The following is a 21,521-nucleotide window of genomic DNA, read 5'->3' on the forward strand; positions in this document are numbered from 1 at the left end:
AAAAAGAAAGCACAATCAAACTGTGCTTTCTTTTTTTGCAATAGCTTCCGCAATTTGCTGTCCATGAAAGCGTCCATTTTCAATAAAGATTTCATTGGCATTATTCCCTGCCGCGATGACTCCGGCAATGTACAGATTTTCCACTTCGGTCTCCATCGAGTTTTCATCGAAGCTTGGGCGTCCGGAAACCGGATCGATGGAAATGCCCATCGATCTTAGGAATTGATGATCGGGATGATAGCCGATCATCGCAAAAACGAATTGATTGGGAATCGTTTCCTTTTGATCATTGACGGTCAACTCCACACTGTTGTCTGTAATTTTGTCGACCATCGAGTCGAACAGCATCGTAATTTCGCCTTTTCGTACCAAACCATCAAATTCCGGCAGAATCCAGGGCTTAATGCTTTTCGAGTAGCTGGTGCCATGATAGGAAACAGTTACTCGGCTTCCGGCCTTGTGCAAAGCAAGGGCTGCATCAACAGCGGAGTTTTTCCCTCCGATAATCAAAACATCCTGATCAAAATAAGGATGGCCCTCCTTAAAGTAATGCATCACTTTAGGAAGATCCGCACCTTCCACTTCAAGTTCATTGGGCTGATCGTAATAGCCGGTGGCAGCAATCACATATTTTGCCTGATAGCGGCCTTTTGAAGTGGTCACGGTAAACAAGCCGTCTTTTTCCACCTGTTCCACCGTCTCAAACGAACGCACTTTGATACCGCTCCGCTTAACGACTTCCCGGTAATAGACCAGCGCCTGATTGCGTTTGGGTTTACGTCCTTCGATGATGAATGGCACATCCCCAATCGATAATTTTTCACTGGTACTGAAAAAGGTTTGATGGGTTGGGTAATTGAAAATGGCATTGACGATATTGCCTTTTTCGATGACTAGCGGCTGAAGGCCGTTTTTTTTCAATTCAATGGCGGCCGATAAGCCGCACGGCCCGCCTCCGATAATTAGGGCATCTACATATTCCATATCTGAACATCTCCTGTATTTAATCCTTTTCTAAGCATAATGGATGCAGCTGGTTTGTGACAAACTTTTATTCGGACATCTCTACTTTAGGCTTAACAGTCAATAGATGATATTCCGCTTGTGCACCTAACCGCAGATGCAAAGTCGTCGTTCCGAAACCGTTGCTGATCAACTCAACCCGGTCCTTCTTCATCTTCATAGAACCATTCCTGAACAAACCAAATGGTCCGATACGTATTTGCCCACCATGGGTATGGCCGGCAAGCAGCAGATCCGCTGAATATTCCCCTTTGATTTTCCAGAAATCAAAAGGGGTATGCGAAACAAACAGGACCGTGTCCTGATCATCAATCTCTTTGAAAGCATTTTCCAACCCATCAGGTTTATAGGCAAAATGGTCAAATCCAACCAGCTTCAGCCGGTCGTTGCCGAACAGTGTCATCGATCGGTCATCCAGTACATTCACTCCATAATGATCGAAAATTTTTCTGAGCGAAGTTTCGTCGACTTCCCGGTCATTATTGCCCCAAACAAAATAAACGGGAGCACGGTCCGTTAAGGTTTTTATGTTTTCAGCAACCCGCTCCAGCGGAACACCTTTCTCCACCAAGTCGCCCCCGATTATGATGAGATCTATCGGGAAATCGATTATATCGGATTGAATGACTCTCCTGTGGACATCGGCGATAAAAAGAAGTTTAAACGGCTCAAAAGGTTTGACGGCACGCAATTCAACTGTTTTTTTCACCAATTTTTCCGAGAAAGCATTTCGCACCATAAAAAGAAGCAGCACCAGAGCTGCCAGAACTATACGAATCAAATATTTCATGTCGGGCTTCCTTCCAAAAAGAAGAAAAAACATAAGCGGGGCTTATGTTTTTTCTTCTTATTCTGCTATTAATCTTCTGCGATGTCCAATACACGGAAACCGGATTTTTCCAGTTCCTTTACAAAGCGATCGACATTATCCTTCTTTTTAATCTTCAAGACAATGCGACGTACCATTTTATTGGTCTCATCAAAAGTGACGAGGGAAATGACGGATTCCTTGTATTTTTCAATGATCTCTCCAAGTCGGCCAATCCGGCCTTCCGATTCCACCGATGTAAATGTAATGCGGTAACCTGGTTTGTTCATCCCAAAAGCACTTTGCAATTGGTTGACGATGTCGAAACGGGTCACGATCCCCAAAAATTGCTGGTCTTCAACTACTGCAATAATTGGGAAATCATTCAATTCAACCAATGCTTTTTCATACACATCATTGATATTCAGATAAACATCTTCATTAACGATTACATCGCTAACTTTAGTTGTGCTATTGAACTCTTCTTTCGATTTTCCGGAATAGAAAAAGGCGCGGTATGCATGATACCATGTGAAAATCCCTTTGTACTCTGTTCCTTCAACTACCGGTAAAGCATCGATTGAATACTTCTCCAATAGATCGAAACCTACTTGTACGGAGTCATTTAACTTTACTGTATGGCATTTTTCTCGTTTGACCATTGCACTTTTAACAAACATCTGCTCGCCCCACTCTCTATTCTCTACTCATTATTCCCTATCCGGCTGCTTTTAATCAACCGCCTGCTCACGGCAAAATAAGGGTTTGTCCAGGGCTGATGCTGTTCGAACTCAACCCATTAGCCTGTTTGATTTTTTCCACTGCTGCAGCCGCTCCTGCTGCCCCGTAATTATTGACGGCGATTCGATACAAGGTTTCGCTGGATTGAACGACATAGGTTTTACCGTTTGCACTAGGAGCTTCCTCTTCTTTATCAGCTTCAGCTTTTGCTTTCGCTTCTGCTTCTGCTTCTGCTTCTTTCTTTGCCTGGGCTTCTGCTACGGCCTTCGCTTCAGCATCGGCTTTCGCTTTGGCTTCAGCGTTTGCCTGAACTTCCGCTTCTGCAGCTTTCGCCTTCGCTTCAGCATCGGCTTTCACGGCAGCTTCTTCTTTGGCCTTTGCTTCTGCTTTCGCGGCAGCATCAGCCTCTTCTTTTTCAGCCGCTTTTGCAGCAGCTGCTTCTTTTTCTGCAGCTGCCTTGTCTTTTTCAGCTTTCTCTTTTGCTTCTTTTTCTTCATCTGCCGCAGCAACAGAAGCAGCTGACGGTTGGGTATTCATCTCAAAGCTTACTTCATTTTCTGCGGGTTTAGCTGTCAGTGTATCGTCGGGTTCGAATAAGAAAGCCACATAAATCAGCAAAGAAACCGGAATTAATATAAAGATAAAAAATAATGCAGGCATCAAGAGACTTTTGCTTTTTTTGGTCTTAGGCTTTTGTGCCTGCCGTTGAGCTGCTCTCGACAATGCCGAATTTTTGTCCACCGATATTTCCTGTCGATTCTTCTCAATCGACTCATGATAACTATTATTCCCCATACATGACTACCCCTATCTGTACTAATATATCTATTATGACGAAAAAAGGCTCATTTGTAAATGTTAGTTAATGAGATTCTTATATAGGTAATATTACACGTAAACGGTCTTGCCATTCAAGGGGTAATTGCTTTTCTTTTGAATCTGAATAAGCTTCAAAGACAGTGTAATCAATTCCATCGTTCACACAACAATTAACCGGTTTGTCTAAGAGCTCCTGATCAAAGCATTCGATAATATAACTCCGCAGACAGTCTTCATGGGATAGAAACTCACGGATTTTCGCAGCTTGCTGCCTCTTGCCGCTTCTCAACAGTTCCATTTGCCTGATGACACCTTCCAAGGGCAATTTTGTGATCCAATAAGAGAGTACACGAAACGCAGTTTCCCGGACAATCCCCTGGTCGATTAAGTACGTCGCCGCACTGCCCTCGCGGTAAACCGCTTCGATTTCATGCTGAGTCGGCAAATCGTCCATGACCAGGCTTTCGAGCAATGCTTCGTCACCTTGCGCATAAAGCAGCGTAGCCAAAGCCGGTTGGCCATCTCTTCCGGCTCTTCCCACTTCCTGGACATATCCTTCTATGGAAGTCGGCAATTGAAAATGGATGACATGGCGAATATTCGGGATATGGACACCCATCCCAAAAGCATTCGTGGAGCAGATCCATTGCAATTCACCATTCTGGAATTGCTGTTGGACAAAAACCCGATCCTGATGCTCCATTCCTCCATGGTAGAAAGCAGAGGAAATACCTTGTTCTGTTAAAAGCATCGACAGTTCTTGGGACTTTTTTCTAGTGCCTGCATAAATAATTCCGGGACCATTGAATTTTCGAATAAAACCCTTCAGAAAATCCAGCTTTTCGCGGCTATCCTCAAACTTTTTTATATCGTAGACAATATTTTCCCTGTCCATAGGATGGCAGTAAATATAAGGTTGTTTCAATTCAAGGTATTTCTTTATTTCTTCCGTAACTTTGTCCGTAGCTGTGGCAGTCAATGCCAGTACCTGGGGGAATTTTAAGGTGGGCAGGATTTCTGAAATCCGCAGGTAATCCGGTCTGAAGTCAAAACCCCATTGTGAGATGCAATGGGCCTCATCGGCTACCAGCAAGGAAATCTGGAGCTGTTGAAGCTGTCTTTTAACAAAAGGCTGAACCAGCATCTCCGGTGATATGAAAATAAACTTATAAGAGCTCAGGCTGCTCCAAATCTTCTCTTTATCTTCCGGCTTTAGAAATGAGTTGATGGCGACAACTGATTTCTCACCCATTTTTTTCAGTTGGGCGACTTGATCCTGCATCAGCGACAGCAATGGGGATACGATCAAGACACTGCCCGGCAAAAGTTTTGCTGGCAACTGGTAACAGATTGATTTCCCCATTCCGGTCGGCAACAAGGCGATGACATCATCGCCGGCCAATACCCGCTCAATGATTTCCCGTTGACCTGGTCGGAATGAAGAGAAACCATAGGTGGAATATAATAAGTCATCCAGAGTCATCCTTGTTCCTCCTTAATCGCCAGAGCCAGACGTATTTGAAAATAGCTCGCCTCCGGTAAATGTTCTTTGATTTCACGCAATCTTTTTGTTTTCTGACGTCGGCTTTCGGCAATAATCGCCTTAAATAATCCGGCATCCACGAATGGCGTGTAATTGAAATATGGATCATTCATAGCCAACTCCACGAAATGATCTTCGATGGTACTGGATTTCAATTGGCGAAGAGAAGCGATCTGTTCCAAAGAAAAGCCCCTCTCAAAAAGTTTTTCTGTGCGCTGTGCAGACTCGGTTAACGAAGATTGCTGAATGATGCCTTCCATAAGTCCGGTCAAGAGTGGTAGCTTGGAACGTTCAATCACCGCCATCCAACCATGCAGTGTTTCTACAGCCATCAATTGGACATCCATGACGGACAGGTTTTTGGAAGCTGCAATTTGCTGCCACGTCATACCGCTCAATCCGAATCCGGATAAACGCTCCATAACGATCATTTTATGTGTTTCAGATACAGCCGTATCGGTTAATGTAATTACAAGTTCTTCTTTAAAGCTTTGAGCCACTGTCAAATCACGAAAACGGATCCGGTTTAGATAGATTTTTACCCAGCTTTGTATTTCTTCATTGCTGACAATTGGATCAAAGGTATTTGCCCGTTGGCTGAAATGGGAGAAAGTTTGAACAATTAGTGACAAACGGCTAAAGAAAAGATTTTCATTGCCCCTGTATTTCCAACCGTTCAATGGCGACGCTCCAATATCCAAGTCCAACGCTTTTTCGGATAGATCGACCACTTGATCATTGGCCAACAAATAACCTTGTGAAAACAAGCTCTGAATCGCTCCGTCATAGGCTTTCTTATCTAGTTTTGGCAGCACACCGAAATAAGGATAAAGGCCGAAATAGCCGATATCCTGTATCGTTTGCCCAGACTTCTTTCCTTTTATCAAATGATAAGGGGAAGAGATGGTCCGCTGCCGATTAACGGCCTTCATAATGGCCAAAATGAGTTCGGTAAATAACAAGCTTGTGCCCCCTAGCGGTTTTGGGTTGAAAAACTCCTCAAACACCTTTAGAATAAATACGATAGCATAACTGAACTTGTTCGGAGATAAAGGAGAGGAAAACAATATGGCTAAGTATACCATTGTCGACAAGGATACTTGTATCGCTTGTGGTGCTTGTGGTGCTGCTGCACCTGATATTTATGATTACGATGACGAAGGAATCGCTTTTGTTATTTTAGATAATAACATGGGAACAGAACAAGTTCCAGACGAACTCGAGGAAGACATGGAAGATGCATTTGAAGGATGTCCAACAGATTCCATCAAAGTTGCAGATTCATCTTTCGAAGGCGACCCTTTAAAATACGAAGACTGATTCAACTAGAAAAGGCGTTCGGGAGGTTAACCTCCCGAACGCCTTCTTTTTTGATTTTAATGTAAAGTGTTTTGGCTTTTCTCTGTCCAGGCTTCAGCGCCCAGCTCTTTGGGTCATAAGTCAACCCAGCGCCGTGGCAAAGAGCGCCACTCTGCTGGTCTGTCTTATGCCCGGCAGAGCTACATGGGCGCTTACTCTTTTCTATCTATAGATAAATAATAGGAACGCTGCTTTTCGATCCACGTGTGCATGCTGCTGAACATCAGTAGGACGACCGCAGTCAAGAGCAGGCCTTTTATTAAGTTAAACGGTAAAATCCCCAAAACGATGGTTCCGAACAATACACTGCCTGTTTCAGCTGGCATGTTAAGGAAATACGTGTACATCGGCAGAAAGACCAGGTAATTTAAAATACTCATACCAATCGCCATGGATAATGTACCGACTGCCAATCCGAAAGCCATGCCTTTTTTGGTTGCTACTTTGTGATAGATAAAATAAACCGGCAAAATGAACAGCAGACTCGTCACAAAATTCGCCATGTGCCCAACCGGAACGCCTGTTGGACTTCCTGCAAATAACCAATCCAATGCGTTTTTAAAGAATGCGACTAAAATCCCTGCGACCGGACCCATTGTAACGGCTGCAATCAATGCAGGCACATCACTGAAATCCACTTTCAAAAAAGCAGGTAAAGCGGGTAGCGGAAAGTTGAAAAGCATCAAAATAAAAGAAATACTGCTCAACATCCCAATGACGATCATCGTTTGTAACTTCTTGTTCTTCATATTCCTCTCTCCTTGTCGTGATTCACCAGAAGAAAGGCTTGGACCCAGCATCTACATATAAAAACCCTTAAGCAACAAGCACTTAAAGGAGAAAAGGCACACTTAATAAGCGTTCCGTCTACATGTAAACGACAAACGTCCGCACCTTCACCTTCTCCCATCCAGACTATACTGTCGGCTTTGGAGTCTCACCAAATCCTGCGTTTTACGGCTCGCGGGCTTATGAACAGAGTTCAATTACCGCCGGTAGGGAATCGCACCCTGCCCCGAAGATGAATCGATATTTTGTTATGGCCTAATCTTAGTATAAAAAAGAGGCATTGTAAACAGATTTGTTTACACCCCCTCTTATTACTGCACCGGCCAGTCCAGCAGGTTTGGCGCTACTGGAATCGGCAATGGTTGGCTAAAGTCAAATCCATTCCAGATTTCCGGTTTCAAGCCTTTCACTTTCACTTCTTTATCAAAAGCATCAGCCGTCATGACTAGGCTTTCAATCATCCGGACCGCTTCCAACTGGTCCATCAAACTCAGGTCGACTGTACCTTCGAACTCAATCTCTACCAAGTCTGCCGTCTCTGCCACCTGAAAATCCAGGTCTGCTGGAATGGTGGGCTGATAGAAATCGTTCGGGCTGTCTGCAAGTGCTTTAATTGCTTCACTCACTTCTTCAAACGGCATATCATAGCCAGGCACAAGGTAAATCTGACCATTTCCAGCTGAAAATGAATAATAGGCAATATTGTTTTGGTCTGGAACGAGTGGCTCCATTTGCCCAATTTCAGAAAACTCCGCGGGTGATCCATCATCATTGACCACTTCTATTACAGGTACCTCTGTAAATGTCTCTGAAAGTGTATTGAGATAGACACCGATACTGGCAGATGCCATGTCATATTGATGGTCCTGAGGCAACATATGACGGATGCCAGAAGATGTTTTTTCCAACGTTCCGACATAAGGATGATATTCGTCGAATCCTAGCTGCGTTTCATCAATATCATCGGCGTATTCCTTATACAAATCAACGGAGGAGGGTGCGATGTCATCAAAAGCTGCATCAACCTGGTCACGCGGGATCAAGAAAGAGACCGGTATTACGAACGCATTATCAGTCATTCCAAGTGTCATGAGTACCTGATCACCGATCGACTCTTCATAAACTGCTGTGCGCAATGGAACTTCTACCTGCGATGTTGAAAATTGACCCGGTTCTTCTGTTCCGGATTCTTCATCAGCAGCCATATCAGCAGCCCCTTCTTGTCCATTTCCCTCAGTTACAGCCGTGGACTCTTCTGATTCGCCACTTGAATTTTCTGGATTTTGAGCGCTATCCGCTCCGTTTTGGCTGATGATGGAAGCCACCATTATGCCAATGGTTATAAATGCCAATGCCGCTACCAATAATGGAAGCCATCTTTTCGGCCTTTTTTGGACCTTCTCTTTTTGGAGGAGACGATTATAAACTTCTTCTTTTGTCCGGTCATCTTTTATAGTGGGGAAATCCTTTAACAAATCTTCGATAGTCTCATCGGTCCATTTGCTATTCGGCATTTTCTTCTCCCCCTTCCCTGGCTATTAATTTTTCGCGCAAGGATTTGATTGCGCGGTGCTGTGTGGTCTTTACTTTCCCTTCAGTCCACCCCAGAACATCAGCAGTCTCTGCTATCGACAAATCTTGGAAGAACCGCATGATGATAACCATTTTCTGGTCTCCCGTACAGGTATCCAATGCCTTATACAGAAGGATTTTATCTTCGTTCAATAATGATACTTCTTCAGGAATCCGGTCAGACGAAACCAATTGCTGTGTTTCCCAATCAAAAAACTCCATCGAGTGTTTTTTACGTACTGCTGTTTTTCGGAAATGATCGATCGCTACGTTTTTGGCAATCGAAAAAAGCCATGTTTTCTCAGAGCTTTTCCCTTCAAAACGGTCATATGCCCGAAAAACACGGATGTACACTTCATGCATCAAGTCTTCTGAAAGATGCCTGTTTTTCACCAGATAAATCAAGAATTGAAAAACGTCCTGGTGATATTGTTCATACAGCCGATGGAAAACGGAGTCATTCAATATACTCCCCCCGTTCTTAAGATTAGTCGTCTCTGTCTATAGAAAGTTACATATTCTTCAAAGGAAGTAAAAAGACAAATGAAGTTCCCTGTCCCATTTTACTCTCCGCATAGATTTTGCCCTCATGCGCCTGGATGATATTACTGGCAATCGCCAGTCCAAGGCCAGTTCCGCCTTTGCCGAGTGTTCTGGCCTTATTCGCTTTATAAAAACGTTCAAAGACGAACTCCAGATCTTTTTCTGAAATTCCTACCCCATTATCATTAATGGATATTTTCGCATACTCCTGTTGTTGTTCGACACGAACCACCACTTGCCCTCCTTCGGGTGTGTGGCGGATCGCATTATCTATCAGATTGGTCATAACCTGTTCAATTCGATCTTGATCGATTTCACTGGCTGACCAATCGTCGATTGTCGTTTCGAACGACAGCTGGACTCCGTTCTCTTTAGCAATTTGCGAGAATTTGAGTGTCATGCGCTCGATTGCACCATTCAATTGGACAATTTCTTTGTAGAGCCTCATATGACCGGATTCCATTCGTGCCAAATTCAATAGATCGGTGACTAAACGCCCCATCCGCTGCGATTCTTCATAAATGATTTTGGTCATTTCACGTCGTTCTTCCTCTGTAGCCCCGACATCGTCAAGAATCGCTTCACTATATCCCTGAAGCATGGCTATCGGAGTCCGTAACTCATGGGATACATTGGCAATAAAATCTTCTCTGAGTTTTTCCAAACGGTGCTGCTCCGTCATATTATGCAAAACGGCAACAGCTCCCCGTATGGTTTCACCACTGTATAAGGGGCTGAAATTAATGGCGTAATAAGCACCTTCAATCTCCAGCTCCTCCTCGATCTCCTCTTCAAAGCCGAGTACATGATCGAGCATATGAAGCATTTCCGGCGGCAGCGGCTGCGCTTCAGTAGCGCCCTTTTTAAAGACCCACTGCTGCAATAATTTCTCTGCTGGCGGATTACTCAATAAGATGGTTTTATCCTGATTAAAAGTGATGACTGCATCAGCCATCGATGTCAAAATACTGGATAATTGTTCTTTTTCCTGATTGATCACTTCGACATGATGCTTTAGTTGTCGGCCCATTTGATTGAATGCCGTAGCCAATTGACCGATTTCGTCGCTTGAAGTAGCTCTTACTTTAGTGTCAAAATTGCCTTTCGCCAATTCAAATGCACCTTCCCTCATTTTCCGTAGAGGCGATGTAATTCGGGAAGACAAAAAGAACGCAAAAAACGTCGTCAGCAAAAGAGCGATGAATGCCGACAGGAAAACGATATTGGTCGTCCGTTCTGCAGTACGGTCCATCACTTCCAATGATTGATAGATAAATACGACCCCATGCTGCTCTTCTCCAGTCTGCAATGGACTTGCCAGGACAATATAGGACTCCAGACGGTTCTGTTCCGTCAATGAAGGCAAAAGCATTTCCTTCATCACTGTTTCACTAGTTTCAAATACCTTTTGAAAAGTAGGTTCATTCAATATTTTTTCACGCGTTTCCGCGCCATTTAAGCCATCATGAATATAATAGCTGCTGTCATATGGCTCTTCAGCGATAACCGCATTGGTTTCTGGACCGATGACATCTTCAATGATCCCCAGCGCACCGGACACTTCTTCATGGTCGTTGAAAATATTCGCAATCATATTCGCTTCGCTGTTCAACGCTTCTTCCACTGTTTCACTGTGGTAGTTTCCAAGAAACTCCAAAAGCAGAACTGTCACTATAAAAAGGACAAAGGAAACGAGAAGCAGGATCGTAATCCAGAGCTTCCCGACGACACTATTCCATATTCTATTCATTTCCTACCTCAAACTTATAGCCTACGCCCCAAACGGTGACGATCATCTTCGCTGCAGACTCCGACACGCGGTTCAGTTTTTCACGTAAGCGCTTGACATGTGTATCGACAGTCCGCAAATCGCCGAAAAAGTCGTAATGCCAAACTTCTTTCAGCAAATGCTCCCGGTCAAATACCTTATCCGGTGCTTTTGCTAAAAAGTATAGTAATTCATATTCTTTTGGTGTTAAGTTCACTTCTACGCCATCAGCAGTGACCCGGTGCGCGTCATGGTCTATCGTCAGATGGGGAAAGACAACCAAGTCTTTTGAGACTGTTGAATTGGAAATCGGCGAATAGGCGGATGAACGCCGTAATATCGCTTTGACACGCAACACCACTTCTCTTGGACTGAAGGGTTTGACAATATAATCATCCGCTCCGGATTCAAAGCCTTCCACACGGTTGGCTTCTTCGCCTTTTGCGGTAAGCATGATGATCGGTGTCATTTTCGTTTCACGCAATTCCGTAGCAACTTCAATACCATCTTTTTCAGGCATTATAAGATCGAGCAGAATGCAATGGTAATCTTTTTCCGTCGCCATTTCCAGCGCCTGGACACCATTCTCAGCTTCTTCCACCAAATATCCTTCACGCTCCAGATACATCTTCAGCAATCGCCGAATCCGTTCCTCATCGTCCACTACCAATACCGTAATCTCTTCAGACATGCTAACCCCTCCAACTTTCTTCTGTTATGTATCATTGTACCGATAACTATGTCAAAAATAAAGAAAAGCGCAAGCGCCGGCCAAATCCAGAGGCCGAAACACCTGCACTAAACAAAAAGCCTTTTCCGTTTCCGGAAAAGGCTTTTATCCATCCTGCTTTACGCGTAAGAATGCAATCCGGCAATGATTAAATTAACAGCAACCAGATTGAACATGATGATCACAAAGCCGATAACAGCCAGCCATGCGGATTTTTCACCTTGCCAGCCTTTGCCTAAACGCAAATGAAGGTATGCTGCATAGAATAACCAGGTGATCAGAGCCCATACTTCTTTCGGGTCCCAGCCCCAGAAACGGGACCAGGCGATTTGTGCCCAAATCATGGCAAAAATCAATGCGCCCAGTGTGAAGACCGGGAATCCGATAATAATGGCGCGATAGCCGATTTCATCCATCAATTGCAGATTCACATTTTTGACGAATGGTTTCAGGAGAGCTGCAATGCGTTTTCTTGAAATCAGACGAATCAACCAATAAAGAACTGTTCCGACAATGACAGACCAAAACACAGTCGTAAGTTTGCCGGCATGAACAAGTGCAGGTGTTTCGATAAGAGGTGTCATCGCTTCATCCGTCAAAGCCACATATTCGTTCATACCAAAAATCGGCGGCATTGAGTAAGTGATGGCAGCATCTGCGCCTTCTTTATCCACGTAGGTAAACTCTGCTTCGTAGCCTGTGGCCGAGAAGAACGTGCTGGCTACTACAAAACCGAGAACCAGTACCAGTGAGTACATGATGGCTTCAAGCCAGAAACGCTGCTTGGATCTTTTGGTAAGGTCCACTACTTTCAATAGATAGATAAGCCCGGCAGCAGCACTGATGGCAAGAATTCCTTCTGCAATAACTACTGTACTGACATGGATCGCCAACCAGTTTGTTTGCAGTGCTGGAATGAGCGGGCTGACTTCGCTTGGGAACATACTTGCAAATGCGATGATCAATAATGCGACAGGCAATACAATCATGCCAAGAACCGGCGTTTTGTATAGGATATACAAAATAATGAATCCGCCGACCAATGTCATGCCGAAAGCCGTGGTAAATTCGAACATATTGCTGAGTGGTGCATGTCCGGTTGCACCCCACCTTGTAAAGAAATAACCCAGATTGGCGATGAAGCCAATTACAGTGATGGTGATGGCAACTCTGCCCCACCGTTTTTCTGATTTGAACGTTCCTTCTTTATTGCCTTTTACTGCTCCTCCGAAAACAAATGTCGCAATTAAATAGGCAATAAAGGCAACGTATAATAAATTTGAGCTTAAATCGGCTAAATTCATGACAATGCTTCACCTTCCTTTTCCGCTTTCTCTGCTTTGTCGATTTCATCCTGCTGGTCTGTGTAAGCGGGCAGTGACGCATGTTCAACAACTTGATCAAGATCTTTCTTCAAACCGAACCAATTCTTATTGGTATGTCCAGCAAGCAAGATTGTGCCATCAGCCTTTTGCTGAATCCAGAAACGGCGATGGTTAAAATACATCCCTTGCGCTACACCGATCATAAAGATTAGACCGCCAAGTCCGAGAATCGGCAGCGTGCTGTCTTTTCGAACTGTCAGACCTGAAACATCCCGTGTTTCTACACTCTGGAAAGCTAATTTATAGTCATTTTCACCTAAAGGTTCCACCGTGTTTTGAATCGTAATAAAGCTCGTTTCTCCTTCAGGTGTTTCAGGAGTAGTCAGTTCCACCAGGAATCCAGGATTGTTCGGCAACGGGGTTGCGGTTTGTGGTTCTCCGTCTTCAAACCCTGAAAAATCCGGGTAATAGCCAAGTAATTCAACAGTTGAACCACTTTCAAGCTCATAGGTATCTTCCGGATCAATCAAATCGATGGTCAGTTCACCAAGCGATTCGTCCGTTTCTTTATTGGTCAAAGCGAAGGTCATCGCTTTCAGCTCATCCAAACGATAATCCATCTGGTAAATAGCGTAGCCATCAAATTTCAACGGTTGGTTGACTCGGATTGGAAATTCTTTTACCACTTCCTGGCTGTCATCAGCACCCGGCAACGCATCTTCCGGTTTCTGATACAACACAACATCTGTCTGATAATTTTTCGCTACCGTGCCGACACGATCCAGAGCTTCGCCGAACACTTCTTCTTCGCCTTCACCTGAGTAATTTTCCAATTCGAAGTTCTTGCTTTCCAGATAGTATCCAGGCACTTCAGGAATGGCTCTGGTTTCACCTTCACGCAGCCACAGGCTTTCGTCTATATAGAAACCGGGAATCATACGCAGCATGACGCCAAACAAGAAAATAATCAGGCCGATGTGATTGACGTAGGGACCCCATCGGGAAAAACGCCCTTTTTCAGCTAAAAGCCCATTTTTATCCGTGCGGACATTGTATTTCAATTCCTTCAATTTCGTCTCAGCTTTTTGCAGCGTATCTTCTGCTCCAGGACCTTCAGCATAAATACGCTGTTTGTCCATAAAGCTTGGATGGCGCAGCACCCTCTGATTTTTCAACGATTTATAAAGAGGGACGAAACGGTCTAAACTGGCAATCACCAACGAAATTGCCAACATCCCAACTAACGCGATAAACCAATAGGAGCTGTAGAGGTCATGAAAACCAAGAAAATGATAGACGCGGCCAATACTGCCATAAGTATCTGCATAATATTCCTGAATCGCAGTTTCTGTAGTCGCAGGTACAAACGCCTGCTGTGGCAAGATCGTACCGATGGCTGCAGCTATCAATAGAATGACAATAATGCTGACGCCTACTTTTACGCTTGAAAAAAAGTTCCAGATTTTGTCGATAATGGATTTATTGTAGGTTTGGGAACGTCTGGCTGTTCCTTCGTAGCGCATATCCACCAGCTTGCTGTTTTGATCTTTTTCAGTCAAAGACCGCCCGCACGATTCACAGAGCTTCGTGCCGGGCGGATTTACATGACCACATTGACATTGTAAATTTTCCATCCAAAAAATCTCCTTATTCAGGTTTGATTTCTTCCATAAACCCTTCAATATCCTCTTCAGTCATTTCACCTGTAATGATGCGCTGAATATTTCCTTCCGGATTAACAAGCACTGTGGTTGGCAATGGCCTGATGTTATAGGCCGTCATCACACTTTTTGTTTTATCAATCACTACTGGAAAAGACAAACCGTATTGATCAGCGAAAGATTGGACTTCAAAATCTGATTGAGCAATGTTTACTGCGAGCACTTGAACGCCATCATTTGAGAAAGCTTCATATTGCCGATCCATGGCTGGCATTTCTTTTGCACATGGTTTGCACCAAGTACCCCAGAAATTCAAAAAGACTCCTTGGCCTTCATAATCCGATAATTTATGGTCATTGCCTTCAAGATCCACTAAGGCAAAATCAGGCGCTTTGTCACCGACTTCAAGCAAGCTGACATCCTTGGCCGTTGCACTGTTATAGATGGTGTAGCCGATCGCGGCAACCAGTATCGCCAGGATGGCTGTTCTCATCACAGCTCTTCTTTGCTTCTTGCTGTTCTTTTTTTGTTTGACCTGTTCACCCATACTTGTTCCTCCTTCGAGGGATATTATGCAAACTTAATTATAACAAAGTTTAAACAGTCACAAGTCTGGAGTTTTGAAGTGTTTGTGAACGTTAGACGCGCTTGCCCGTTTCAGCCAAAACGCGCAAAAGTTTGACTTCATGCGCAGAAAGCTCGCGCGATTCACCCGCGTTCAAGCCATGCAGTGTCAGGAAAGCGAATTGTTCACGGCTCAATTTCTGAACCGGGTAACCGATTGCTTCGAACATTCTGCGGACTTGGCGGTTTCTGCCTTCATGAATAGTGATCTGCACAATCGCTTTGCCCGTCTTTTTATCTCCAGACAAAAGCTTCACTCTTGCAGGGGCTGTCATGCCATCCTCGAGTTTGATGCCACGTTCCAATTTTTTCAAATCGTCTCTTTCCGGGATCCCTTTTAAGCGGGCTACATAAGTTTTGTCAATTTCAAATTTCGGATGGGTCAGCATATTGGCGAATTCACCGTCATTTGTCATAATCAGCAAGCCGGATGTATCATAATCCAGACGCCCGACCGGATAAATCCGTTTTTCGATATCCCCAAAAAAGTCCGTGACAACTTTCCGGTTTTTATCATCAGAAACAGCAGAAATGACACCGCGTGGCTTATACAATAAATAATAGACTTTCTGCTCTTTTTCAAGCTGAACGCCTTCCACTTCGATCTTATCCGTGCTTGAAACTTTGACTCCCAATTCTTTGATCGTTTTTCCATTGACTCTTACTTTTCCATCCAAGATCAATTGTTCCGACTTACGTCGTGACGCCACTCCTGCATGTGCTAGTACTTTCTGTAATCTTTCCATAAATAAGTTCACCTCATTAGTATTTTTTTCGAAAAGCCTACGTGCTCGCTCACCCTACTGGGATAAACGCTGCAACAGAATAGACTGGAGTATGCAATTGCACATTTCCAGACATCCCTGCCAAGTACTGCAAATGGTTTACAATAACTCGATATGCCGTTCGTTCCTCTCGGAATTATGTCACATTTCACAAAAAAGCGGAAGCGCTAAGCTCAAAAGAAAAGAAGACTGTCAATGGCTCAGCCTTCAGAGAATCTCTATACTTTCACTTCTTCTTTAAAAGTCTGTTGAAAATTTGTCATAAAAAGATCTGCGTCTTCATCCAGATCATTCATCGCTTCCTTAGGCAGCGGAGGCAGTTCATCCAAGTTCTTCAACCCGAAATAATTCAAAAATTCGTTGGTTGTGCCATATAAAATGGCGCGTCCTGTCCCTTCAACCCGACCCGCTTCCTGAACCAATCCTTTCGCCGCAAGGGTGTGCAGCGCTTTCTCGCTTTTTACTCCGCGCAGATCCTCTACCTCCACCCGCGTAATCGGCTGCTTGTAGGCAATGATTGCCAAAACTTCCAAAGAAGCTTGAGACAATGCTTGGACAGTGGGATTCTCCACCAGTTTTTGAATCGTTTCAGCTACTTCCTGCTTGGTTACCAGCTGAAAAACTCCTGCCAGTTCTTTAAGGCAGATGCCGCTGACAGATTCAGCGTAACGTATCTCCAACTCCACGATTCCTGCTTGTAATTCTTCAATCTCCGCTTCCGTCAAAAAATGGAGCTGTTTCATCGTCAGGCCATCATCTCCTGCCACAAACAGCAAAGCCTCTATTTTACTCGAAAGATTCGTCTTCATATTCCCACTTGTCCTTTCTCAGTTCCACCATCAAGTCCGTGAAATTGGTTTCCTGCTCAACCCCAACTACTTGCCGCTTCATCAATTCCAGAATGGACAAGAATGATACCACTAAAACGGTTTTGTCATCAGATGGAAACAGATTACTGAATGACGTACGTCCTTTTGATAACTTCAATTGGTTGACGATTGAAGTCATTTGATGTTTGATGGAAATTTCCTGTCTTGCGATCCGCGCAGATAATGGTGCTTTCAATTGCTTACGGCGAAGCATCTTCTGAAATGCCCCGAGCATGTCATAAGCATTCACTTCGAGATCGACCTGTTCGTACGGAATGGCTGCCTGTATTTCCGATAAATCCATGGGGGCTTTCGTAAAAATGAATGAGCGTTTACTTTCCAACTCTTTCAACTTCTCAGAAGCATCCTTGAATTTGCGGTATTCGACAAGCCGTGATACCAACTCTTCACGGGGATCCTGTTCATCGAATTCATATTCTACTTCATCCAGTTCCCCTTCATGGACAGGCAGCAGCGTCTTGCTTTTTATCGCCAGCAAAGTTGCCGCCATAACAAGGTACTCGCTTGCTTCATTTAATTCCAGGACTTGCATCGCACGTATGTGTTCCATATACTGTGAAGTAATCTGTGAAACAGGAATATCGTAAATATCAATTTCCAAACGGTGGATTAAATGCAATAATAAATCTAGAGGACCTTCAAACGCCTCTACTTTTACTTCGTAAGACATGATTTTACCACCTGACTGTTAAAATACTCATTGTTCCCGATTAATGGGCAATTAACCTTTATTATAGTAGAAAGGGGATCAAAATGCATCCACTTCAACATCCGCTGTTTATCCAATACATCATCAATTTTAATCAAGAAAAAGATTTTTTCGAATGCCACGAAGTTGGCGAAGAATACTGGAAGTCCATCGCCCCCAAAGATAAGATGCATCCACTTACCGGCTGGATCCAGTTGGCAGTCGGCATGTACCATTGGCGAAGAAGCAATTATCCGGGAGCTTTGCGCTCGTTTATCCGTGCAAAGGTCAAATTGGCTTCAGGCGGCGTTTGGGTGGAAGGATTTGATCATGAAAAGCTGATCGGTATCTTAACGGAATCGATTGAAGCTGTCACAGAACGCAAACCTTTTTTCGACCAGCAAATCCCGATCATTTCCGAAGAGCTGAAACAGGCTGTCGAAGCCTATTACTCTGAACACCCTCTAACGCAACAGGATCCTTACTTTCTTATGCATAAGCATAGGCTTCGTGACCGTACTTCCATCATCAGCTTACGTGAACAAAAAAAAAGGCGGAACCTTTAACTTAAAGGTCGCCTTTTTTTACTGGGCATTTTTTTAGAAATGCTTCGGTTTCTTCCGTCGCCAGCATTTTTCGATCTTGCATAATATCTTGGATCTTGTCCACCATTTCATGGCCGATTCCGTCTCCGCGATGCGAAGGATTCACTGACAAATGATGGATCGTATAGGATTCCTCGCCGACTTCCACACCTAATAACCCGACAAAATCATCCCCTTTTTTCCAAAGGAATAATTGCCAATCCGGATTTTCTTCATAGATATGCATGGTTTGCTGCAATTTTTTCAACTCTCGCTCTTTCGGCATGAATGACATCAGCCCCATAGCGATTTTCTCGAATGATTTTTTATATCTGAATAACATAATTAAATCCCTCATTTTCGTCTAAAAGCGGCTTTTACCATACTACTATAGATCTCTGGATAACTCAAGAGAGCATTCTTTAGCCGCTAACGACATTTTCTGCAAAAAAGACCCAATAGACGATTCCCCATGCGATGGCCATCGCGAGGATAAAAAGCAACAAGACCAAGTTTCCCTTTTTCATTTTTTGACAGCCTTTTGGGAATAACTCAGATCCTGTTTAATCAGATCATCATTTGTTTCACGTTTTACAACCAGCTGGTGTACACCATTTTCCACGAAAACAACAGCTGGACGGGCGATGCGATTATAATTGCTTGCCATTGAATAGCCATAGGCACCTGTACAGAAAACGCTTAAAATATCTCCCGGTTCAACCATAGGAAGCTCGGCTTTCTCGATCAGTTTGTCTCCTGATTCACAGCATTTCCCTGCAATGGTGTATTGTTCTGTCAATGCCGCATTTGCCTTATTGGCTATCAATGAACTGTATTTTGCTCCGTACAGTGCAGGACGGATATTATCCGACATGCCTCCGTCAACCGCCGCATATTTGCGTGTGCCGGGCACTTCCTTCATCGAGCCGATGGTATAAAGCGTCGTTCCGGCATCGCCGATCAATGAACGGCCCGGTTCGATCCAAATTTCCGGAATCGGATAACCCGCAGCTTCAGATGTCTGTTTGACAGTTTCAATCATCTGCCTCACGTAGACCGCAGGTTCAAGCGGCTTGTCATCTTCTGTATAACGAATTCCAAAGCCTCCGCCCAAGTTCAATACCGGACACGTATAACCGAAATCCTCTTTCCAGCCAGCCATTTTCTGCAGCAGTTTTTCTGCAGCCAGCTGGAATGCACCTGTATCAAAAATCTGAGAACCGATGTGGCAATGAAGACCCATCAGCTTCAAATATTCATGATCATATGTTTGCTGGAATGCCTTGTCCGCTTGGCCGTTCTTCAAATCAAAACCGAATTTCGAATCTTCCTGCCCGGTCGTGATGTAGTCATGTGTATGGGCTTCAATTCCAGGTGTCACACGCAACAGGATATTCATTGGTCGTTCGGACTGCTCAGAAAGTTTCTTCAATAAGTCAATTTCGTGGAAATTATCGACCACGATGCAGCCGATCCCCACTTCAAACGCCATCTGCAATTCTTCCAAGCTTTTGTTATTGCCGTGGAAATGGATCTTTTCGACCGGGAACCCGGCTTTAACGGCTGTATATAATTCCCCAGCGGAAACCACATCCAAAGACAGGTTCTCTTCTGCAGCTACCTGGTAAATGGCGATAGTCGAAAATGCTTTGCTCGCATAAGCGACCTGGTAGCCGATGTCTGCCTCTTCAAAAGTCTGTTGAAACGCTCTGGCTCGATCTCGGAATAATTGGATATCGTAGACGTAAAGCGGCGTTCCATAGGTTTTCACCAAATCCAAGGAATCCGTTCCACCTATGGTCAAATGATTCTGCTCATTGATTGATTGTGTGCCGTATAAATGCAATAAAAGCCCCTCCTGATGATGTATGTATGTGAAAAATCTTGCTGAGCGACTACCCAGCAAGATTTTTTGTCAATCGGTTATCAAAGCTGAGATCAACTTGATTTTTTCAACCGGTTCACTAGTATATTCGATACTATTATATATCATTTTAGAACATTCTGCGACTTCTTCTGTGTTGGAATAGATCGTAGCGATCGACTCTCCCTCTTTGACGAAGTCTCCAACTTTCTTGTGGAGGACAATGCCGACAGCTAAATCGATTTCGGATTCCTTCGTTGCTCTGCCTGCTCCCAGTACCATTGCGGCTGTACCAATTTCGTCAGCTTCCATAAATGACACATAGCCTTCTTCTTTGGAAGGGACTTCTGTAACAAATTCAGCTTGTGGCAATAATGTGACATCATCCACCACTGCCGGATTTCCACCTTGATCTGCGATGAATTGCTTGAAGATTTCCAAAGCCTGTCCATTTTCAATCACGTTTTCCAGCATAGTGCGGGCTTCTTCCAATGTTTCTGCTTTGCCTCCAACAACAACCATCTGGCTGCCGAGTACCATGCACAATTCCGTCAGATCTTCCGGCCCTTTGCCTTGCAGTGTTTCAATCGCTTCTTTGACTTCCAATGCGTTGCCGATCGCAAAGCCAAGTGGCTGGCTCATATCAGAAATGATGGCCATTGTTTTTCTGCCTGTTGCATTGCCGATCCCCACCATAGCATGTGCCAATTCCTTGGCATCTTCAGGAGTCTTCATAAATGCGCCTTCGCCTGTTTTAACGTCAAGGACGATTGCGTCTGCTCCAGCTGCAATTTTTTTGCTCATAATTGAGCTAGCAATCAACGGGATGCTATTGACAGTACCTGTCACATCACGCAATGCATACAATTTTTTATCGGCAGGAGTCAGATTGCCGCTTTGGCCGATAACCGCCAATTTATGGTCATTTACCTGTTTGATGAAATCTTCTGTTGAAAGCTCCACATGAAAGCCGTCAATCGCTTCTAATTTGTCAATCGTTCCGCCGGTGTGGCCAAGGCCGCGCCCACTCATTTTTGCAACCGGAACGCCGCATGCCGCCACTAAAGGACCAAGAACAAGTGTAGTCGTATCACCGACTCCGCCCGTGGAATGCTTATCTACTTTTATGCCTTCAATCGCCGACAAGTCGATTTGGTCTCCTGATTCAGCCATTGCCAACGTCAGGTCTGCGCGCTCGCGTTCTGTCATGTTTTGAAAATAGACAGCCATCAGAAATGCACTCATCTGATAATCCTCGATATCGCCATTTGTATAGCCGGTGATGACGAACTTGATTTCTTCGGTCGACAGCTCATTGCCGTCTCTTTTCTTTTCAATCAAATCTACCATTCTCATGAATTCTACCGCCTTCTTAGTTTAGTTTTCGAACTGTGAACCAAAAGCT

At 44.2% G+C, this 21,521-nt stretch carries 21 protein-coding genes, 1 pseudogene and 1 riboswitch; of the genes and pseudogenes, 2 read left to right on the plus strand and 20 right to left on the minus strand.

The annotated features are described in order from the left end of the window. Positions 1-15: 15 nt before the first annotated feature. The 6 genes from Q0785_RS07900 to Q0785_RS07925 form a co-directional block, all read right to left on the minus strand. On the minus strand, positions 16-984 hold the full coding sequence (locus Q0785_RS07900; protein ID WP_298828132.1) for a YpdA family putative bacillithiol disulfide reductase: 969 nt from the start codon (positions 982-984) through the stop codon (positions 16-18). A 67-nt stretch (positions 985-1,051) separates the two neighbouring features. Further along, positions 1,052-1,813, minus strand: coding sequence for a metallophosphoesterase (locus Q0785_RS07905; RefSeq protein WP_298828135.1), 762 nt, complete (start codon positions 1,811-1,813; stop codon positions 1,052-1,054). A 68-nt stretch (positions 1,814-1,881) separates the two neighbouring features. Then, positions 1,882-2,511, minus strand: a complete 630-nt coding sequence (locus Q0785_RS07910) for a CBS domain-containing protein (protein ID WP_298828138.1) — start codon at positions 2,509-2,511, stop codon at positions 1,882-1,884. A 67-nt stretch (positions 2,512-2,578) separates the two neighbouring features. Then, positions 2,579-3,367 (minus strand): LysM peptidoglycan-binding domain-containing protein, encoded by a 789-nt coding sequence (locus Q0785_RS07915; protein WP_298828141.1) that lies wholly within the window; start codon positions 3,365-3,367, stop codon positions 2,579-2,581. 79 nt (positions 3,368-3,446) lie between these two features. Beyond that, positions 3,447-4,874 carry an ATP-dependent DNA helicase RecQ gene (locus Q0785_RS07920; protein WP_298828144.1) on the minus strand — a complete coding sequence of 476 codons (1,428 nt, stop codon included), beginning with the start codon at positions 4,872-4,874 and terminating at the stop codon, positions 3,447-3,449. Continuing rightward, positions 4,871-5,896: a helix-turn-helix domain-containing protein gene (locus Q0785_RS07925; protein ID WP_298828147.1), complete on the minus strand. Its 1,026-nt coding sequence runs from the start codon at positions 5,894-5,896 to the stop codon at positions 4,871-4,873. The genes Q0785_RS07920 and Q0785_RS07925 overlap by 4 nt, the downstream gene beginning before the upstream one ends. Before the next feature lie 106 nt (positions 5,897-6,002). On the opposite strand from Q0785_RS07925, the gene Q0785_RS07930 reads away from it, so the two are divergent. Continuing rightward, positions 6,003-6,254: a ferredoxin gene (locus Q0785_RS07930; protein WP_142826477.1), complete on the plus strand. Its 252-nt coding sequence runs from the start codon at positions 6,003-6,005 to the stop codon at positions 6,252-6,254. A gap of 191 nt (positions 6,255-6,445) precedes the next feature. Here the strand turns inward: Q0785_RS07930 and Q0785_RS07935 are convergent, their stop codons facing one another. From Q0785_RS07935 to Q0785_RS07985, 11 genes and pseudogenes are all read right to left on the minus strand, one after another. Next, positions 6,446-7,042, minus strand: a complete 597-nt coding sequence (locus Q0785_RS07935; protein WP_298828159.1) for an ECF transporter S component — start codon at positions 7,040-7,042, stop codon at positions 6,446-6,448. Between the two features lie 145 nt (positions 7,043-7,187). Beyond that, positions 7,188-7,320, minus strand: a riboswitch (FMN riboswitch). A 73-nt stretch (positions 7,321-7,393) separates the two neighbouring features. Next, a complete protein-coding gene (locus Q0785_RS07940) occupies positions 7,394-8,596 on the minus strand; it encodes a hypothetical protein (RefSeq protein WP_298828201.1) in 1,203 nt (400 codons plus the stop codon). Continuing rightward, a pseudogene (gene sigX, locus Q0785_RS07945) lies at positions 8,586-9,128 on the minus strand (RNA polymerase sigma factor SigX); the annotation flags it as partial. The gene Q0785_RS07940 and the pseudogene sigX, both read right to left, overlap by 11 nt. Before the next feature lie 37 nt (positions 9,129-9,165). Further along, entirely contained in the window at positions 9,166-10,947 is a 1,782-nt protein-coding gene (locus Q0785_RS07950; RefSeq protein WP_298828205.1) for an ATP-binding protein, read from the minus strand. After that, on the minus strand, positions 10,940-11,656 hold the full coding sequence (locus Q0785_RS07955; protein ID WP_298828207.1) for a response regulator transcription factor: 717 nt from the start codon (positions 11,654-11,656) through the stop codon (positions 10,940-10,942). The genes Q0785_RS07950 and Q0785_RS07955 overlap by 8 nt, the downstream gene beginning before the upstream one ends. A 158-nt stretch (positions 11,657-11,814) precedes the next feature. Next, positions 11,815-12,999, minus strand: a complete 1,185-nt coding sequence (ccsB, locus tag Q0785_RS07960; RefSeq protein WP_298828209.1) for a c-type cytochrome biogenesis protein CcsB — start codon at positions 12,997-12,999, stop codon at positions 11,815-11,817. Next, complete coding sequence (locus tag Q0785_RS07965) at positions 12,996-14,654, minus strand: cytochrome c biogenesis protein ResB (RefSeq protein ID WP_298828211.1); 1,659 nt, start codon at positions 14,652-14,654, stop codon at positions 12,996-12,998. The genes ccsB and Q0785_RS07965 overlap by 4 nt, the downstream gene beginning before the upstream one ends. A 13-nt stretch (positions 14,655-14,667) precedes the next feature. Then, positions 14,668-15,228, minus strand: a complete 561-nt coding sequence (resA, locus tag Q0785_RS07970; protein WP_298828213.1) for a thiol-disulfide oxidoreductase ResA — start codon at positions 15,226-15,228, stop codon at positions 14,668-14,670. Positions 15,229-15,319: 91 nt separating this feature from the next. Beyond that, a complete protein-coding gene (locus Q0785_RS07975) occupies positions 15,320-16,051 on the minus strand; it encodes a pseudouridine synthase (RefSeq protein ID WP_223632941.1) in 732 nt (243 codons plus the stop codon). 257 nt (positions 16,052-16,308) lie between these two features. Next, on the minus strand, positions 16,309-16,899 hold the full coding sequence (gene scpB, locus Q0785_RS07980) for an SMC-Scp complex subunit ScpB (protein ID WP_298828220.1): 591 nt from the start codon (positions 16,897-16,899) through the stop codon (positions 16,309-16,311). After that, positions 16,877-17,650: a segregation/condensation protein A gene (locus Q0785_RS07985; protein ID WP_298828222.1), complete on the minus strand. Its 774-nt coding sequence runs from the start codon at positions 17,648-17,650 to the stop codon at positions 16,877-16,879. The genes scpB and Q0785_RS07985 overlap by 23 nt, the downstream gene beginning before the upstream one ends. A gap of 83 nt (positions 17,651-17,733) precedes the next feature. Between Q0785_RS07985 and Q0785_RS07990 the strand changes: the two genes are divergently transcribed. Next, on the plus strand, positions 17,734-18,234 hold the full coding sequence (locus Q0785_RS07990; RefSeq protein WP_223632949.1) for a DUF309 domain-containing protein: 501 nt from the start codon (positions 17,734-17,736) through the stop codon (positions 18,232-18,234). Between the two features lies 1 nt (position 18,235). Here Q0785_RS07990 and Q0785_RS07995 read toward each other — a convergent pair whose 3' ends face one another. The 3 genes from Q0785_RS07995 to Q0785_RS08005 form a co-directional block, all read right to left on the minus strand. Then, the gene (locus Q0785_RS07995; protein ID WP_223632952.1) at positions 18,236-18,595 is read right to left on the minus strand and encodes a GNAT family N-acetyltransferase; all 360 of its coding nucleotides are present in this window, start codon (positions 18,593-18,595) and stop codon (positions 18,236-18,238) included. A 180-nt stretch (positions 18,596-18,775) separates the two neighbouring features. Next, the gene (gene lysA, locus Q0785_RS08000; RefSeq protein ID WP_298828232.1) at positions 18,776-20,098 is read right to left on the minus strand and encodes a diaminopimelate decarboxylase; all 1,323 of its coding nucleotides are present in this window, start codon (positions 20,096-20,098) and stop codon (positions 18,776-18,778) included. Between the two features lie 69 nt (positions 20,099-20,167). Continuing rightward, positions 20,168-21,472 carry a pyrimidine-nucleoside phosphorylase gene (locus Q0785_RS08005; RefSeq protein WP_298828236.1) on the minus strand — a complete coding sequence of 435 codons (1,305 nt, stop codon included), beginning with the start codon at positions 21,470-21,472 and terminating at the stop codon, positions 20,168-20,170. Positions 21,473-21,521 lie beyond the last annotated feature (49 nt).

The sequence above is a fragment of the uncultured Planococcus sp. genome (genome assembly GCF_947501725.1).
Lineage (GTDB): Bacteria > Bacillota > Bacilli > Bacillales_A > Planococcaceae > Planococcus > Planococcus donghaensis_C.